A 14,972-nucleotide genomic window follows, 5' to 3' on the forward strand; every position below is an offset into this window, starting at 1 on the left:
CATGGCCACTGAGACACAGGCGCAAGGAGCGAGCGGCGTCCAGACCCTCGAAGGGAACTCGCTGCTCGAAGAGATCCTCGCCGAGACCAAGATGACCCCGGGTGACGAGGCCTACGAGATCGCCAAGCGTGGCGTTCAGGCCTTCATCGCGGAGCTCGTCACGCCGAAGCGTGAGGGCGAGAAGATCGACAAGGCGCTCGTCGACGCGATGATCTCGGAGATCGACGCCAAGCTCTCCCGGCAGGTCGACGAGATCCTCCACAACCCGCACTTCCAGAAGCTTGAGAGCGCCTGGCGCGGGCTCAAGTTCCTCATCGATCGCACCGACTTCCGCGAGAACGTCAAGATCGAGCTTCTCAACTGCTCGAAGGAAGACCTCCTCAACGACTTCGAGGACGCCCCCGAGGTCGTGAAGAGCGGTCTGTACAAGACCGTGTACTCGGCGGAGTTCGGCCAGTTCGGTGGAAAGCCGTACGGCGCGATCGTGTCGAACTTCGAGTTCGGCCCGGGTCCTCAGGACATCGCCCTCCTGCAGAAGTGCGCGGCCGTGGCCACCATGGCGCACGCGCCCTTCCTCGCTGCGGCAGGTCCCCAGTTCTTCGGCCTCAAGGACTTCGTCAACCTGCCGAACCTGAAGGACCTGAAGGCCCTCTTCGAGGGGCCGCAGTACACCAAGTACAACTCGTTCCGCGAGACCGAGGACTCACGCTACGTGGGCCTCCTCATGCCGCGGTTCCTCCTCCGCCTGCCCTACGGCGTGAACACCGTCCCGGTGAAGGGCTTCAACTACGAGGAGGAGGTCGTCGGCAGCCACGACAGGTATCTGTGGGGCAACGCGACCTACGCGTTCGCCACGCGGCTCGCCGACAGCTTCGCCAAGTTCCGGTGGTGCCCGAACGTCATCGGCCCCCAGTCGGGCGGCGCGGTCGAGAACCTGCCGCTCCACCAGTACGAGGCGATGGGCGAGATCCAGACCAAGTGCCCGACCGAGATCTACATCACGGATCGTCGCGAGTTCGAGCTCTCCGAGGAGGGCTTCATCGCGCTGACCTTCCGCAAGGACTCGGACAACGCCTGCTTCTTCTCGGCCAACTCGGTGCAGAAGCCCAAGTACTTCGGCCAGAGCGAAGAGGGTCGCGCGGCGGAGCTCAACTACCGCCTCGGCACGCAGCTCCCGTACATGTTCATCATCTGCCGCCTCGCGCACTACCTGAAGGTGCTGCAGCGCGAGCAGATCGGTAGCTGGAAGGAGCGCGTCGATCTCGAGCGCGAGCTCAACGACTGGATCGGCCAGTACGTGGCGGACCAGGACGTCGTGTCGCCGGTCGTCCGCAGCCGCCGCCCGCTCCGCAAGGCCAAGATCATCGTCACCGAGGTCGAGGGCAACGCGGGCTGGTACAAGGTCGACATGCAGGTGCGCCCGCACTTCAAGTACATGGGCTCGTTCTTCACCCTGAGCCTCGTGGGCAAGCTCGACAAGGAGTAGCCCTCACCCGCGCGGGTGACGAAGCCCTCCTCTCCGGCTGGAGAGGGGGGCTTCGCGTTTTGTCGATGCTGGTTGGCCCCCCCGCCTGTGTCGCCCGCCGCGGCTCCCCCGACGGGGATCTCAGCCGAGCGGGATCTCGAAGCCGATCTCGTCGATGCCCACGCCGAGGAAGCGCCGCGGCCGCACCTGGACGTCGACCACTGTCCCGTCGCTCTCGGCGCGGGCCTTCACCGACAGCTCGACGCTTGCGGGCGCCGCATTGTCGAACAGCGCCCAGAGGGCGCCCTCGAGCACCGGCTGCACCTCGGCAGGGTCGCTCCCGGGAGGCAGCTTCGCGCACAGCGTCCGCACGAACTGCACGAGCCGTCCCACGAAGAGCTGGTCCACGAGCGAGACCCGCTCCAGCCGGTTTTCGGGCTCCGTCGTCGCGCTGTCGTACGTCCGCTTCTCCGGCGGTACGTAGGCCGTGGGCGCCGTGAGCAGGTAGACCGCGTCGCTGTTCGGCGCCGAGGCGAGCATCAGCACCCCGTGGCGGGCCAGCTCGCGCTGCGTATCCGTGGAGATGAACACCTCGGTCGGGATCGCCACCCCTTCGTCTCCCTCGTAGCCGCCCTTCACCTCGCGCACCTGCAAGTTCTCCACGAGGCCCCCGGTCCGCGCTCCCACGACCCGGCATGGCCACCCCGTCTCCCGGAAGCTCCCCAGGATGAGGGACGCCACCAGGTAGGCCGGAGAGAGCCACACGCACGCGGCTTCGTCCCGCGGCTCCTCCGTGATCACCGCCTCCCGCACCCGCGAGGTGCCCTTGTCATAGGGGCCCCTGGCGAGCGCGCGGTTCAGCGCGATGGTCACCCAGCGCATCGCGTGCTTCGCGGCGGCCGACCGCCAGGGCGCCTGCTCGGGTGCCTGGAACACCGACGCCTTGTTGTCCCGCCGCTCCACGTCCCCGAGGTCGTCGAGCCTGAGCAGCTTCGCTGTCCCGTTGACGATGGTCGGCATCGTGTAGGCCTCGGCGAGCGCCGCGATCGCTTCCAGCCGCGCGAAGGACGGCGCGCTGCCATCCACCTCGATGTCCACCACTGCCGCCGTGGCAGGCGGCTCCGAGCTCGCCGTCTCCTTGAGCAGCCGGCTCAACCCGCTCGCGGCGTCCTCTGGCCGCGACACCACCACCTCGATGCGCGTGCCGTGGTGCGACTTCGCCCGCTCCACGAGGAAGCTCAGGCTCCTCCACGCCGCCTCCAGCCGCTTCACCTCCGGGTGCTGCAGGATGGCGCCGAGCTGAGCACCCAGCGCCCGCTCCACCGCCGCGATGGCCTGCGACGGCTGCACGGGCTTGCCGGCCTTCGGACGGGCGCTCTGCACGACGGCATGGATCAGCTCCGAGATCCGGTTCCCCGGCGATGCCGACGCCGACCTCGGAGCGCTGCCAGCCTGCGCGGGGGCCGGCGCATCCCCGCCGCCGGTATCCCCGCCGCCCAGATCGACCAGGGAGAGCAGCGAGTCGAGCCCCGCGCCCTCCGGAGCTGCTGTGGGAGGGGATGCTGCGGCGGGGGAAGCTCCTCCTGCAGCTCTGGAGCCTGCCGCCGACGCACCTGACGGCAGCAAGCCCAGCACCTCCTCGGCGAACGGCGACCCGCTCCAGAGCCGGTGCAGCTCCGCGCGCGCCTGCTCCACGGTGATCGATCCGTCGCGCAGACGGTCCAGCGCGAGCCGCCCATCGAGCAGCCCCCGGAGCAGCGGCACCTCGGCGCACAGACCATCCGGCCGGAAGCTCTTCAGGCTCGTCGGCGCCAGGTCCACCCGCACGCTGCGCCCGTCAGCGAGCACGCTGGGGACCTCGATCGCGACCCGCGGCCGCAGCGTCGTGAAGAGCGCGTCGAAGCGGCTCGGATCGATCCGGATGGCGCTCCCTGGCGGGCTCGCTCCTGCGTTGTGCGGATCTCGCGGCACGAGATCGGCCACCACGATCAGCCGCAGAGGAAGCAGCGGTGCCTCGGTGCCTTTCCCCACCTCGTCACTGACGTTGAACTTCATCTGACCCGTGAGGAAGCCCTTGGTTTCACCCGCCATGGCACGCGAGGATAGGCGCCGACGGCCCTCCCGAGAAGCGCTAAGCTCCGCGCCAATGACACAGCCCGGTGATCCCTCGGAGCGCTCCCTGCATCCCGGCGCGGCCGAACCTCCCGCAGCTTCGGCGACGACCCGGCCCAGCGCGCCTCCTGGCCCGGAACGACGGCGCCTCCGCGGCGGAGCGCCGATCCAGATCGGCCTCCTCGGGTGCGGCACGGTCGGCGGCGGGGTGCTCCGCCTCCTCGCGGACAAGAGCGCGAACCTCGCCGCCCGCGCCGGTGCACCCCTGGTCGTCCGGCGCATCGCCGTCCGCGAGCTCGACAAGCAGCGCGTCCCCGAGTGCGATCCCTCCCTCCTCACCACCGATCCTGACGCCGTCGTCTCCGACCCCGAGATCGATCTCATCGTCGAGGTGATGGGTGGCGAGGAGCCGGCGCGCGAGCTGCTCGCCCGGGCCATGGATCGCGGCAAGGGCGTGGTCACGGCCAACAAGCTCCTCCTCGCGGCCCACGGCCCGGCGCTCCTCGCCCGCGCCGTGGAGCGCCGCGTCGACCTCGCCTTCGAGGGCGCGGCGGGGGGCGGCATCCCCATCGTCCGCAACCTCCGCGAGTCCTTCGCCTCCGACCGCGTCGAGCGCATCGTCGCCATCCTCAATGGCACCTGCAACTACATCCTCACCCGCATGCGCGAGGGCGGCGCCTCGTTCGCGGCGGCGCTCGCGGAGGCGCAGGAGCGCGGCTACGCCGAGGCCGACCCCACCCTCGACGTCGACGGCCACGACGCTGCCCACAAGCTCGTCGTCCTCGCCATGCTCGCTTTCGGCGCCCGGGTCGCCGAAGGCGAGGTCCCGGTCGAGGGCATCCGAGCCCTGGAGGAGGCCGACCACCGCCACGCCGACCGCTTCGGCTACGCCATCAAGCACCTCGCCATCGGGCGCGACCTCGGGGGCACCGTGGAGCTGCGGGTTCATCCCACCCTCATCCCCAGGCGCAGCGTGCTCGCCAACGTCTCCGGCGTGCTCAACGCGGTCCTCGTCGAGGGGCGCGCCCTCGGCCCCTCCCTGGTGTACGGCCGCGGCGCCGGCGACCTCCCCACCGCGGTGAGCGTCGTCGCCGACATCGTCGACGTCGCGCGCTCCATCGCCTCCGGCGTCGCCGGCATGCAGACCCGCGGCATCGCCCTCGCCGAGCGCCCCCTCCGCCCCCTCGCGGAGGTCGAGTCCCGCTACTACCTGCGCTTCACCGTCGCCGACCGCCCCGGCGTCATGGGGCGCCTCGCGGGGGCCCTGGGCGATGCCGGCGTCAGCATCGAGCACATCGTCCAGGAAGGCGAGCCGCAGCCCGGGGGCGCCTCGGTCGACGTGGTGATGGTCACCCACCGCGCGCGCGAAGGGAACGTGCGCGCTGCGCTCGCCGCCATCGACAGCGCCGCGATCCTCGATCGCCCGGCGCGCCTGCTCCGCATCGAGGCCGTGTGACCGCTCCCTCCGCTCCCTCCGCTCCCCTCGGCGTCTTCGACTCCGGCCTCGGCGGTCTCACCGTGGTGCGCGCGTTGCGCGCGTGCTGCCCCGCCGAGGACATCGTGTACCTCGGCGACACCGCCCGGGTGCCTTACGGACCTCGCTCCCCCGAGACCATCGTCCGCTACGCGCTCGGCTGCTCCCGCGTCCTCACGCGGCGCGGGGTCAAGGCCATCGTGGTCGCCTGCAACACCGTCAGCGCGGTCGCGCTCGACATGCTCCGCATCGAGCTCGACCTCCCTGTCCTCGGCGTCATCCTGCCGGGCGCCCGCGCCGCCGTGGCGGCCTCCTCCGGAGCCCCGGTCGGCGTGCTGGGGACTGCGGGCACCATCTCCTCTGGCGCGTATCCCCGCGCCATCGCCGCGCTCTCCACGCGCACCGAGATCATCGGCCAGCCGGCCCCGCTCCTCGTCTCTCTCGCCGAGGAGGGCTGGCTCGACGGCGAGGTCCCCCGCCTCGTGGCGCGCCGGTATCTCGAACCCGTGGTCCAGGCAGGGGCCCGCACCATCGTGCTCGGCTGCACCCACTTCCCCCTGCTCCGCGAGCCCATCGAGGCCGAGGCGACGGCGCTCGCCGGCCGCCCCCTGACCATCGTCGACAGCGCCTCGGCCACGGCCGACGAGGTGGCCGCCTTCCTCGTGGAGCGCGGCCTCGCCACCGCGCGCTCGGAGCGGGGCAAGCTCCATCTCATGGTCACCGACCGCCCCCGGAGCTTCTCCGACGTGGCGGCCCGCTTCCTGGGCGAGCCAGCCGAGGACGTCGAGGTCATCGACCTTTGAATGCGCGCGGCTTCTTCTCGCTCGATCTGCTCGACAACCGCTACCCCGCGCTGCACGGCCTGCGCGTGCTCGCGATCATCAGCGTCGTCCAGTACCACATCACCTGGATCTTCGCGACGCAGCAGCACCTGCAGCTCCCGCGGGGCTTCGTCGACGGCTCCCTCACCATCTTCTTCGGCATGGACCTCTTCTTCCTGCTGAGCGGCTTCCTCATCGGGTCGATCCTCCTTCGCTCGCTCCAGGACAGCGGCACCCAGAACATCCGCCGCTTCTACATCCGCCGCGTCTTCCGCACCTTCCCCTCGTACTACGTCGTGCTCACCACGCTCGCGCTCGCGCTCCCGCTCACGGCCGCCCAGCGCGAGAACCTCCCGTTCGAGTACATCTACGGGACCAACTTCCTCGAGCTCGATCCCCGGCACGTGGTCATGGTCTGGGGCTGGTCTCTCGCGCTCGAAGAGCAGTTCTACCTCACCGTCCCCGTGCTCTTCTTCGTGCTCCACCGGCTCCGGAGCGACCGCGCCCGCATCGGGCTGCTCTCGGCGTTCGGGATCTCCGCCCTCATCGTCCGCCTCGTCATCTACTTCCGGTACAGGCCCTGGAACGACTTCGACCTCTACGAGTCGCTCTACTTCCGCACCCACACCCGCTTCGACACCCTCGTCGCCGGGGTCCTCCTCGCCTTCGTGCACGCCCGCTACGGCGACCGCCTCAGCGCCTGGCTCACGGACCCGCTGCACCGCGCCCTGCTCGCCTTGCCTGCGCTCACGTGCCTGTGGCTCCTCCTGCGCCCCGAGCTCTTCGGCGCAGAGCACGTCCAGCTCATGCACATGTTCGCCTGGGGCACGATCACCAGCGTCATGTACTTCTGCGGCCTGCTCCTCCTGCTCCACGGCGACGGCTGGATTCACCGCGCGCTCTCCCGGCCGGTGTTCCGCAGGGTGGCCACGCTCGGCTACGGGGTGTACCTCGTGCACATCCCCATCATCGATTACGTGGTCGTGCCTGCCACCAAGGCTCTCCAGGCACAGCGCGTGTCCATGGCGCTCCTCTGGCCGGCCTCCCTCGCGGTCACCATCCTCATCTCGCTCGCGATCGGCTACGTCATGCACGTGCTCATCGAGAAGCCGTCGCTCTGGATCCGCCAGCGGCTCGCCGCCTGAGCCTCATTCACACGGCAGGGGCTCGCGCCCCCGCCCCCCGCCGAGCAAAGCTCTTCGGGGCCCCCCACTCCGCGATCCACCCGTAATTTCCAGCGCGCTTTGCCGCTTCGGGCCTGACGCCCGTCGCCTCGGGAAGCGGACAGTGCCCCCGGCCGTATGTATCAGGGATCGAACGGCTTCCCGAGCCCCACGGCGGGGGGCTGGATCTCGTCGAAGCGCGTCTTCTTCTCCACGCCCCACGTGTAGGCGTCCAGATCGCGGTCGGCCTCGACGCGCACGACGCGCGGTCCCTCGGAGCCTCGCTTCAGGATCGTGATCCGCATCCCGGCCACGGCCACCGTCCCTTCGCGCGCGGCCTCGGTGTCCTCGGTGCGGTAGAGGTTGCCGGGGCCCGCGGGGTAGATGCTCTGGTCCTCCGGGACCACCAGCTCCAGCGTGCGCGGCCCTCGCCGGAGCGAGAGCACGTGGCCCGTGTGGGCGAGGATGTTCCAGCGCTTCGGCCTCACCACCTCTGGCGGCAGCGCGAAGGGCAGGAAGAACGCGCCGCCCGCAGTGCGCATCACCATGGTCTCGCCCTCGGGGTCGCCGTCGAGGCCCTTCGCGAACGCCTGAGCCGAGGCCTCGAAGCGCGCTGAAGAGCGCTGATAGAAGCGCCCGACGAGCCACGAGGTCACCGGCGCGTGCACGAGGTGGAAGAAGCCCAGGGCGAGCGCCACGAAGCCCACCAGCTCTCCGAGCCGCGGCTGCTCCACCGTCCTGAACCAGGCCTGATCGAGCACGAGCGCCACCGCCGCGGCCGTGCCCACCATGGAGGCCCCGAGCAGGCGTGGCGAGGGCTGTACCGCGAGCACGGGCACCAGGGCGAGCAGCGAGCCCCCGAGGAGCCACCACGCGCTCGCTCTTCGCGCGGCGTCGAGCCCCGCGAACGCTCGCCGCATGCCCACGAAGAGCAGCGCCGCGGCGGGGATGAAGCACAAGGTGAGCAGCCACGCCGGGGTCTTTTGATCGAGCGTCTCGCCGTCGAGCGAGAACCACCCCTCGGCGAGCAGCGTGACCGCGCGCCGGGGTGCGTGGCGCAGGTACGCGAGCGGCGCGCCGAAGGGGTCCGTGTAGAAGCCCGATCCCGCCGTCCCGTACCCGAGGCGCGCGCGCAGCGTGAGGTAGACGGCCGCGGGGACGCCGAACGACAGGAGCCCGACCGCGCGCCGCTTCACCGGCACCTCGCGCGCCAGCACGGCGAGGGCGAGCATGTACCCTGCGGCGCTGAAGGCGTACTCACCGCCGAGCAGCGAGAGCGAGGAGAAGCCTGCCGCGAGCGCCACCTCGCGCGCGCGGCCTGCCTCGTGGAAGCGGAGCATCGCCGCCAGCGCGAGCAACCCGAAGGTGAGCGAGATGAACGCCTCGCGGTTGGCGAGCCATGCGAGGGGGAGGGCGTGGCAAGGCGCGAGCGCGAAGATCACCGTCGCCAGCGTCGCGACCCGCGCCGTGAGCACGCGCAGGAAGAGCGCGCGCGTCGCGAGCACCGCAGCGGCCCACCAGCAGAGTGAGTGCAGGTGAAGGGGGAAAGGATCACCACCGAGGAGGCGGTGATCGGCCCAGATGAGAATGCTGGAGAGCGGACGGAAGAAGCGGATCTTGATCTGCGGATCCGTCCACCAGGGCAGCACGCCATGATCGAGCAGCGTCGCGCGATCCTGCTCTGCGACGAACGTGTAGAGATCGAAGGGGCTCCTCGACACGGGGAACGTCCCCTTCAGGATCGAGGCGTGCAGGTAATCGTCGAGCAGGTAGCGGGACCGGATGGCAGGAAAGAAAAGGATCAAGCCTGCCACCAGGATGAGCATGGGGACGAGCCACGATCGCGGCGTGCGGGGTGCGTCCGTCATGCCCGCGCGTGATGGCTCGCTCTCGCCGCGCTGCGTTGGCGTGGTCGTCACAGCGGCATGATCAGGTGCAGACGTCATCCGAAAGGCGCCGCAGGAGGTTGTTGTCCCACCGCGTACATTCGCCTATCCTCATCACAACTGCAGAACGCTGGCCAGGTCGAACCGTGAAACTAACCCGTCCTTTCGCCACGATTGCGCTCGTCACCGCCACCTTCCTCGTCGCCTGTGCTTCGGGCAGCGAGGACCTCTTCTCCGATGTCGACGACACGAGCGGAGAAGGAGAGGGTGGTGCTGGCGGTGAGGGCGGCGCTGCCGGAACGGGCGGGGCGGGGACCACGACCACCACCAGCTCGGGTCCCGTCGATACGTGTGCGCCGTCGTGCACGCAGGACAGCGACTGCGCGACGACGTGCGCTGCGGTGCCGAACACGCAGGCCAACTGCTGCGACGTCGATACGGGCACCTGCTACGTCTACGATGCCTCGCTTTGCCCGGTGCCCGACCCGGGGACCGGCGGCGGTCCGCCGAACCCGTACTGACGAAGCCAGCACCATCCGCGGCGCCAGCAGCGACGCCGCCGCCCGCATCTCCTAAGTACCCCGCGCACCCCGCGCATCCCCGCCAACCTCCGAAGCCGAGCGGCTCCTCGGCTACACGAGCGAGGAGATCCTCGGGCAGCCCTTCCTCGACGTGCTCTTTCCCCCCGAGATTCCGGCGGAGCACAGGCGCTTCGGCCTCCTCTCCATCCTGCGAGTGGACCTTCAGTCATCGCGCACCGCGGCGCTCACCAGCGCTGGCCAGCGCCTCCTGTGCCGGTGGACCTACACCATCGTTCGCAGCGCGGAGGGGGGGGAGGCGGAGATCGTGGGGGAGATCGATCCCGAGGGCGACGTGCGGCTCGAAGAGACCCTCGCACACAGCCGCGCGGTCCTCACCTCGGTGGTGGAGCACGCGCCGAGCCTGATCTACGTCAAGGACGTGCAGGGCCGCTACGTGATGGTGAAGGCCCGCGCGCTGCGCGCCATGAAGCGGACCCTCCCGGAGATGCTCGGCAAGACGGACGAGGCGTTCTTCCCGCCCGAGATCACCGCGCAGGTGAAGGCGCAGGATCGCGCGGTGCTCGCGGCGAAGGGGCCGGTGGCGTTCGAGTACGCCGTCGCCATGCCGGGCGGGGAGCGCCACGTGCTCATCACCAAGTTTCCCGTGGTCGACAGCGCCGGGGTGACCCTCGGGCTCTGCGGGATCGGGACGGACGTCACCGATCGCAAGCGCGCGGAGGCCGAGCGCAACGAGATGCAGCAGGCGCTGGCATCAGCGCTCCCATCGCCCAGACCTTGGTGCGCACGGATGCCTCGCTCGCAGGGCTGACCACGCTCGGCACGCTGCAGGATGGAATCGCCCACGCGCTCAGGGCGGGGCGCGGGGGGCGCGGCGTGGCGGCTGCGTCGAGGGCCTTTTGAAGCCCGTTCATCCGGGCGAATATGCCTGCGATGGAGATCGATCGCGCCACGCTCGACCAGATCGCGCGCGTCGCCCCGCGGCTCGCCGCGCGCGCGGGGACCCGGGTCCTGGAGGGCATTGCCTGGCCCCGCGACGTGGAGGAGCGCTTCTTCGCGGAGGGCGAGGCCCGCCTGCCGGAGGTCACGTACTCCCCGGATCGGGAGGCGCTCCGCAAGCGCATCGCCGAGCTCGACGAACTGCTCCGCTCCGTCGACGGCGACCATCCCGTCCTCGCGTGGCTCCGGGACTGCATCCGCTCCCAGATCGAGGGCGCGGAGCTGCTGAACGCCGCCGGCACCCGCGACTTCCACACCCGCTCGTGCGCGCTCTACGGCAGCGCCAGCTCCTCGTTCTTCGGCGGCCAGCTCAGGAACCGCGACCTCGCCGAGCACCTCGCGGCGCGCATGACCATCCACGGCTGGGACGAGGCCTCGGACCCGCACGACGAGCCCCTCAACGCCCCGGCCCTCCGCGATTTCCTCGCCAGCCGCATCGCCGCCCGCCGCCCCGCCCTCGATGTCGAGGTGACCCTCGACCCGCGCATCACCGCCAAGGTCGTCGCGGGCATGACCCGCGTGCGCATCCGGCCCGACGCCACCTTTACCCCGCGCGAGGCCGAAGGGCTCTGGGTGCACGAGGTGGAGACCCACGCCCTCACCGCGCACAACGGCGCGGCGCAGCCGGTGCTCACCTTCCTCCGCTCCGGGGGACCCCGGAGCACCCGCACCCAGGAGGGCCTCGCCCTCTTTGCCGAGCTGTACCACCGCACCCTCTCCATCGGCCGCCTCGTCCGTCTCGCCACCCGCGTGCGCCTCGTGGACATGGCCGAGCAGGGCGCGAGCTTCCTCGACCTGTATCGCTTCCTGCGCGAGCAGGGCTCGGAGCGGCGCGACGCCTACTTCGACGCCCAGCGTGTCTGCCGCGGTGGCCTCGTGGAGGGAGGCGCTCCCTTCACCAAGGACGCCTGCTACCTCGGCGGTCTGCTCGAAGTGTACGCGTTCCTCGCCGCCGTCCTGCGCGGAGGTCTCCGGGACGAGGTGGAGCTGCTCGTCTGCGGCAGGCTGGCGCTCGACGACATCGCCGCCCTCTCCGCGCTGCGCGCGACCGGCGCCGTGGTCAGGCCCCGGTACCTGCCCGAGTGGCTGCGCGCCTGGGACACCCTGCTCCCCTTCTTCGCGTTCACCTCGTTCATGGATGGAATCGATCTCGACCCGGTGGAGCAGCACTTCCGATCACTTCTGGACGTGGCGGCCCTGGCTGGTCCTCCCTCCTCGGGGTCCGGGTCCGAAGGGAAACGTGCCGCTGCACCGAAGGTCGAGGCGCCCAGGGGCAAGGCCCGGCGAGGCGCCTGACCGGGGTACGACGCGCGGGCCAGCACCGCGCCACCAGGTACGCTATCAGCGCAGTCGCGGCCGCTGCGGCGCCCAGGGCGAGCGCTGTCGCTCGCGTTGGTGCGACGCGCAGGAGGCCGCCGATCTCTCGCGCCAGCATGAACGCCCCGAGGGCCAGGACGAAGAACGCGAACCCCCTGCGCAGGCGCTCTGGAGACAGGCGGCGCCCGAGCCTCGCGCCGAGGAGCGCGCCAGCGATGGAGGCCGCGGCCAGGCTTCCGGACAGGGCCCAGTCGACATGCGCGCCGCCCATCCTCGCGCTCGCGAACCCGGCGCCAGCGTTCAAGGTGATGACCAGCAGCGACGTGGCCACGGCCTGCGGCATGGCGAGGCCGGCGAAGAGGACCAGCGCGGGGACCACGAGGAACCCGCCCCCAGCGCCCACGAGGCCCGTCAGGATGCCGACGCCGAACCCGTTGACGAGCGCCTTGAGGGGCCGTCGTGGCGCGGGGCGGGCCTGGGCGGCGGCCGAAGCGGTGGCCGAAGCGGTGGCCGAAACGGTGGCCGAAACGGTGGCCGAAACGGTGGCCGAAGCGGGGGCCGAAGCGGGGGCCTCGCGCAGCATCGCGGCAGCGACGACGAGCACCGTGCCCGCGAACACCAGGAGCAGCAGGGCTTCCGGCACGAACGCCGCGAGGCTCCCGCCGAGCGCGGCGCCTGCCATGCCGGCCGCACCGAAGAGCACGCCGATGCCCCACGCCACCCGACCCTCCCTGGCGTGCGAGGCGAGGGCCAGAGCGCTCGTCGCCCCGACCACCACGAGTGACGTGAGCGTCGCGTCGCGCGGCGCCATGCCCAGCACGTAGACGAGGATGGGCACGGTCAGGAGCGAGCCGCCGCCCCCGAAGAGCCCGAGCGAGAGACCCGCCGCGAGGGACAGCGCGGCGCCGAGCGCGAGCGTGATCATGGCCGCGCTCCTGTTCATCCCTGGGTGATGGCAGCGGCGCGCCCGCAGGCGCGGTTCATGGGTACGGCGATGTGAAGCTGCTTCGGCGCCGGCAGGTGCAGCGTGCCCATGAGCGCGATGAACGCCGCCCGATTCTTGCCGGCGAGGCGCGGGTTGAGCCGCTTCTCCTCGCCGATGGTGGTGACCGTGTGGCCCCGGTAGTCGTGTCCCGGGTACACCAGGGTCTCGTCCGGCAGAGAGAAGAGCTGGCGGGTGATGGAGTCGTAGAGGGTCCCCGCGTCTCCGTTCTGGAAGTCGGTGCGCCCCGTGCCGCGCACGAAGAGCGCGTCCCCCGTGAAGACGCGGTCGGCCATCAGGTAGCTCACGCTGTCGTCGGTGTGGCCGGGCGTGGCCAGGATGCGGAGCTCCAGCGCGCCGACGCGCACCACGTCTCCATCGTGGCCGTGCACGTCCGCGCACGACGCCCCTCCCGCGCCGGCGACGGCCCGGCAGCCGGTCCGCTCGCGCAGCAGGCCCGACGCCGTCACGTGGTCGGCATGGACGTGCGTCTCCAGGGTGTGGGTGAGTCGCAGATCGAGGTCGCGCACCAGCGCCAGGTCCCGTTCGGCCTGGCCGAGGACGGGATCGATCAGCGCAGCCTCGTGCAACCGGGGGTCGCCGACGAGGTAGGTATAGGTCGAGGACTCGGGGTCGAAGAGCTGACGGAAGATCACGGTTCGGGCCTCCTCGTCGGCGCCTCTCTGCGAGCCGGATGCCACCGCCGGATTGCCGGGGAATCACGGCGGATCGCGCTGGGTACCTCCCCCACGGGGGACGCGCGCGAGGCGTTTCACCATCGTTTCACGAGCGTTTCAGCGCTTCTCGTCGCGCTCCGCCTCCTTGAGCCGTCGCCACAGGGTGATCCGGCTGATCCCCAGCAATGCGGCGGCACGGGCCCGCCTCCCGCCCGTGCGGGCGAGCGCGCGGCGGATGTCGCCGAGGCTCACCTCGACGAGCGGGTCGCGCGCACCGGCGGAGGGCAGCGACGGCGGTGAGGGCAGCGAGGGCGAGGACGGCGGAAGCGGCGAGGTGATGCTCGCGGGCGACAGGGGGAGGCGCACGGGGCGGGCTTGCTCGTTGAACTCCGGGGGCAGGTCGGCCTCGGTGAGGGTCGCGTGCTCGCCCATCACGTGCGCGTACTCCATGGCGTTGCGCAGCTCGCGGACGTTGCCCGGCCAGGCGTACTCCTCGAGCTGGCGGCGCGCCCGCGCGCAGATGCGCTGCACCGTACGGCCGCCGCGCGCGTTGAACTCGGCGAGGAACTGCTCGGCCAGCGGAAGGATGTCGCCGGGGCGCTCGCGCAGGGGCGGCAGGAAGATGGGGACCACCCGCAGCCGGTACATGAGATCGGCGCGGAAGCGCCCCTGCTCCACCTCGTGCCGCAGCGCGCGGTGGGTCGCGGAGACGATGCGCACGTCCACCGAGACGGGCTCGCGGCCCCCCACCGGGATCACCGAGTGCGTCTCCAGCACCCGCAGCATCTTCGCCTGGAGATCGAGCGGCATCTCCGCGACCTCGTCGAGGAACAGCGTCCCTCCCTGCGCCAGCCGGAAGTGGCCAGGGCTGTCGCGTACGGCGCCCGTGAACGCACCCCGCGCGTGGCCGAACAGCTCGCTCTCCAGGAGGCTCGGCGACAGGGCCGCGCAGTTGATGGCGCGGAACGGCCCGTGCGCGCGGGGAGAGAGCGCGTGCAGCGCGCAGGCCACCTTCTCCTTGCCCGTGCCGCTCTCGCCGCGGAGGAGCACGGTGACGTCGGTCCTCGCGGCCTTCTCCACGATGCGAAAGAGCCGGCGCATGCGGGAGTCCTGGGTCCACATGCCCTGGAAGCGCTCCTCGCGATGGTCCGGATCCACCGCGCAAGGCGCGAGGTGGACGCTCCACCCCGCATCTTTGCCCCGCTCGCTCAGACGTACCGCTCGGACCCGGAGCTGGCGCTGACCTGCCCCTCCCGCGCCTCCCCTCAGCGTGATGAGGCCCTCGCGCGCGGCGCGCAGCGCCGCCTGGCAATCGTCCTCCGTCCCCGTGAGCGCCTCGTGGAACCGCGCGCCCACCTCGGCTCCCCGCGGGACGAGGACCTGGGCCTCCGCGCCGAGCGCGACCACCCGCGCCTGCGCGTCGAGCAGCACCGTGGGGCCGAGGAGCGTCTCCAGCGCCCGCAGCGCCTGGCTCAGCGCGCGCGGCGCATCGACCTCCGTGGCGGCAGCCGTTCGCTTCATGGGGCTCGCATAGCGC

General features: G+C 71.2%; 10 protein-coding genes and 2 pseudogenes. 7 read left to right on the top strand and 5 right to left on the bottom strand.

The features are described 5' to 3' along the window. Nucleotide 1: 1 nt before the first annotated feature. On the top strand, nt 2–1,486 hold the full coding sequence (tssC, locus tag CAP_RS26635; protein ID WP_044246084.1) for a type VI secretion system contractile sheath large subunit: 1,485 nt from the start codon (nt 2–4) through the stop codon (nt 1,484–1,486). A gap of 120 nt (nt 1,487–1,606) precedes the next feature. Here tssC and CAP_RS26640 read toward each other — a convergent pair whose 3' ends face one another. After that, complete coding sequence (locus CAP_RS26640) at nt 1,607–3,556, bottom strand: type VI secretion system contractile sheath domain-containing protein (RefSeq protein WP_044246087.1); 1,950 nt, start codon at nt 3,554–3,556, stop codon at nt 1,607–1,609. A 55-nt stretch (nt 3,557–3,611) separates the two neighbouring features. On the opposite strand from CAP_RS26640, the gene CAP_RS26645 reads away from it, so the two are divergent. The 3 genes from CAP_RS26645 to CAP_RS26655 are packed head-to-tail and all read left to right on the top strand — an operon-like array spanning nt 3,612 to nt 7,017. After that, complete coding sequence (locus CAP_RS26645) at nt 3,612–5,033, top strand: homoserine dehydrogenase (protein ID WP_081865285.1); 1,422 nt, start codon at nt 3,612–3,614, stop codon at nt 5,031–5,033. Continuing rightward, nucleotides 5,030–5,854, top strand: coding sequence for a glutamate racemase (murI, locus tag CAP_RS26650; protein WP_044246090.1), 825 nt, complete (start codon nt 5,030–5,032; stop codon nt 5,852–5,854). The genes CAP_RS26645 and murI overlap by 4 nt, the downstream gene beginning before the upstream one ends. Then, nucleotides 5,851–7,017, top strand: coding sequence for an acyltransferase family protein (locus CAP_RS26655; RefSeq protein ID WP_044246093.1), 1,167 nt, complete (start codon nt 5,851–5,853; stop codon nt 7,015–7,017). The genes murI and CAP_RS26655 overlap by 4 nt, the downstream gene beginning before the upstream one ends. A gap of 161 nt (nt 7,018–7,178) precedes the next feature. On the opposite strand, the gene CAP_RS26660 is transcribed toward CAP_RS26655, so the two are convergent. Beyond that, nucleotides 7,179–8,903: a hypothetical protein gene (locus CAP_RS26660; protein WP_156041163.1), complete on the bottom strand. Its 1,725-nt coding sequence runs from the start codon at nt 8,901–8,903 to the stop codon at nt 7,179–7,181. A 164-nt stretch (nt 8,904–9,067) separates the two neighbouring features. Between CAP_RS26660 and CAP_RS26665 the strand changes: the two genes are divergently transcribed. The 3 genes and pseudogenes from CAP_RS26665 to CAP_RS26675 all read left to right on the top strand — a co-directional run. Continuing rightward, nucleotides 9,068–9,442, top strand: coding sequence for a hypothetical protein (locus CAP_RS26665; protein WP_044246098.1), 375 nt, complete (start codon nt 9,068–9,070; stop codon nt 9,440–9,442). 103 nt (nt 9,443–9,545) lie between these two features. Beyond that, nucleotides 9,546–10,271 (top strand): annotated as a pseudogene (locus CAP_RS26670) (PAS domain-containing protein); the annotation flags it as partial. 122 nt (nt 10,272–10,393) lie between these two features. Further along, nucleotides 10,394–11,536: pseudogene (locus CAP_RS26675) on the top strand (peptidase MATCAP family protein); the annotation flags it as partial. A gap of 55 nt (nt 11,537–11,591) precedes the next feature. Here CAP_RS26675 and CAP_RS54040 read toward each other — a convergent pair. From CAP_RS54040 to CAP_RS26690, 3 genes are all read right to left on the bottom strand, one after another. Beyond that, nucleotides 11,592–12,701, bottom strand: coding sequence for a sulfite exporter TauE/SafE family protein (locus tag CAP_RS54040; RefSeq protein WP_370865994.1), 1,110 nt, complete (start codon nt 12,699–12,701; stop codon nt 11,592–11,594). A gap of 14 nt (nt 12,702–12,715) precedes the next feature. Beyond that, a complete protein-coding gene (locus tag CAP_RS26685) occupies nt 12,716–13,414 on the bottom strand; it encodes an MBL fold metallo-hydrolase (protein ID WP_044246105.1) in 699 nt (232 codons plus the stop codon). Between the two features lie 138 nt (nt 13,415–13,552). Continuing rightward, a complete protein-coding gene (locus CAP_RS26690) occupies nt 13,553–14,956 on the bottom strand; it encodes a sigma-54 interaction domain-containing protein (protein ID WP_044246107.1) in 1,404 nt (467 codons plus the stop codon). Nucleotides 14,957–14,972 lie beyond the last annotated feature (16 nt).

It is taken from the genome of Chondromyces apiculatus DSM 436 (assembly GCF_000601485.1).
Taxonomy (GTDB): domain Bacteria; phylum Myxococcota_A; class Polyangia; order Polyangiales; family Polyangiaceae; genus Chondromyces; species Chondromyces apiculatus.

Bases quoted from the DNA above. Each gene is read 5' to 3' on its own strand.
- CAP_RS26660 (WP_156041163.1), bottom strand. From the start codon at position 8,903: ATGACGGACGCACCCCGCACGCCGCGATCGTGGCTCGTCCCCATGCTC.
- CAP_RS26690 (WP_044246107.1), bottom strand. From the start codon at position 14,956: ATGAAGCGAACGGCTGCCGCCACGGAGGTCGATGCGCCGCGCGCGCTG.
- tssC (WP_044246084.1), top strand. From the start codon at position 2: ATGGCCACTGAGACACAGGCGCAAGGAGCGAGCGGCGTCCAGACCCTC.
- CAP_RS54040 (WP_370865994.1), bottom strand. From the start codon at position 12,701: ATGATCACGCTCGCGCTCGGCGCCGCGCTGTCCCTCGCGGCGGGTCTC.
- CAP_RS26645 (WP_081865285.1), top strand. From the start codon at position 3,612: ATGACACAGCCCGGTGATCCCTCGGAGCGCTCCCTGCATCCCGGCGCG.
- CAP_RS26640 (WP_044246087.1), bottom strand. From the start codon at position 3,556: ATGGCGGGTGAAACCAAGGGCTTCCTCACGGGTCAGATGAAGTTCAAC.